Source organism: Sphingopyxis sp. (assembly GCF_019459305.1).
GTDB lineage: Bacteria > Pseudomonadota > Alphaproteobacteria > Sphingomonadales > Sphingomonadaceae > Sphingopyxis.
Genome location: NZ_JAIBES010000075.1, coordinates 1 through 1698 on the forward strand (window position 1 = coordinate 1; position 1698 = coordinate 1698).

At 61.8% G+C, this 1698-nt stretch carries 2 protein-coding genes; one reads left to right on the forward strand and one right to left on the reverse strand.

The features are described from left to right. Positions 1–206: 206 nt before the first annotated feature. On the forward strand, positions 207–689 hold the full coding sequence (locus K0M74_RS08580) for a YbjN domain-containing protein (RefSeq protein WP_293970566.1): 483 nt from the start codon (positions 207–209) through the stop codon (positions 687–689). A 151-nt stretch (positions 690–840) separates the two neighbouring features. Here K0M74_RS08580 and K0M74_RS08585 read toward each other — a convergent pair whose 3' ends face one another. Continuing rightward, positions 841–1659 carry an inositol monophosphatase family protein gene (locus tag K0M74_RS08585; protein ID WP_293970569.1) on the reverse strand — a complete coding sequence of 273 codons (819 nt, stop codon included), beginning with the start codon at positions 1657–1659 and terminating at the stop codon, positions 841–843. Between the last annotated feature and the right edge of the window lie 39 nt (positions 1660–1698).

The window sequence follows — 1698 nt, forward strand, 5'->3', positions numbered from 1 at the left end:
GGTTTTTTCGCCACCGTTTACGCGGGCGCTTTAGGCCAGCGTGCCGCCGGTCTCAAGCGCGGCGGGCATGATTCTCATGCCCAATGTGACAAAAAGCACAAACGCCGCTGGTGACAGCGCCTATCGCTGTGATACCCCACAGGAATTGGGGTTAGTCCGACGCTTTCGGGGGCGATTTCTACAGCGGTTCAAACAGGAGGAGTTTCATGAGATCATTTGCCAAGCGCGCCGCCATTGCCTTCGGCGGATCCGCCCTGCTGGCGGCAACGCCCGCGCAGGCCGAACTGGTCAACGCCACCGATCCGGCGACGATCGAGGCGATCGTCGAGTCGCAGGGCTGGCCCGCAACGATCGTCACCAAACCCGGCGATGATCCGTATATCGAGAGCAATCGCAACGGGCTGAAATTCCTCGTCCTGTTCATGAACTGCGACGAGGGCAAGAAGTGCAAGACCCTGCAATATTATATGGGCTTCAGCGACGCCAAGGACGTCTCGCTGGAAAGGCTCAACAAGTGGAACAAGGACAAGCGCTTCGCCCGCGCGTACAAGGATGACGAGGGCGATCCGGTCCTGGAAATGGACGTCGACCTAGATTTCGCGGGAATCCCGCGGGAAAATGTGGGCGAAAGCTTCAACACTTGGGCGTCGCTGATGGACAGCTTCCGGGAGTATGTGTTCGAGAAGTAATTCAATCATCCTCCCCCGTCATGGAGGAGGCAGCGACACTTGCCAGCTTGCTGGCTTAGTCGCAGCGGTGGGGGTGAGTTCGCTGGCGTAAACGGACGCACGCGAAAACACCCCACCCGACTCTCCCCCATCAAGGGGGAGGGCTAACGGTTCACACGTTGCGGAGCGCCCCCGCTACCAGCTTTTGCAGCTTCGAATGCACCGCGGCGCTACCCGCGATGAATTCGCTGCGCTCAATCGCCCGGTCGCCGCCACGAAAATCGCTAACGAAACCACCGGCCTCCCGCACCAGCAGCATGCCCGCCGCAACGTCCCAGATCTTGAGGTCGCTTTCCCAAAAGCCATCGTAACGGCCTGCCGCAACCCACGCAAGGTCAAGACTGGCGGCGCCAAAGCGGCGGATGCCCGCAACTTCCGGGGCGACGGCACCGAAAATGCGGCTCCACTGCGGCATATTGCCATGGCCCATGAAGGGAATACCGGTAGAAATCAGGCATTCGCTGAGTTGGCGGCGTGACGCCACGCGCAGGCGGCGGTCGTGCAGCCACGCGCCGCGACCGCGCTCGGCCCAATAGCTTTCGTCAGTGACCGGCTGATAGATCAGGCACGAGGTGATGTCGCCCCAGCCGCCGCCGATCTTTGGCTCCTGCACCGCGATCGAAATCGCAAAATGCGGGATCGCGTGAAGGAAGTTCGAGGTGCCGTCGAGCGGATCGATGATGAAGCGGGGCTTTCCCGGCTCCCCCTCGATCACCCCGCCCTCTTCCAGCACAAAGCCCCAGCCCGGTCGGTCCCGGCCAAGCTCGTCATACAGCGTGCGTTCGGCGGCCTGATCGGCCTTCGAAACGAAATCGGCCGGGCCTTTTTGCGAGACCTGCAGATGTTCGATCTCGCCAAAGTCGCGGCGCAGCTTGGTCCCCGCCTTACGCGCGGCGCGTTCCATGACGGTGATGATGCCGGATATGGCCATTTTCGTTTCCCTCAACGCGTCGCCCCCGCGAAGGCGGGG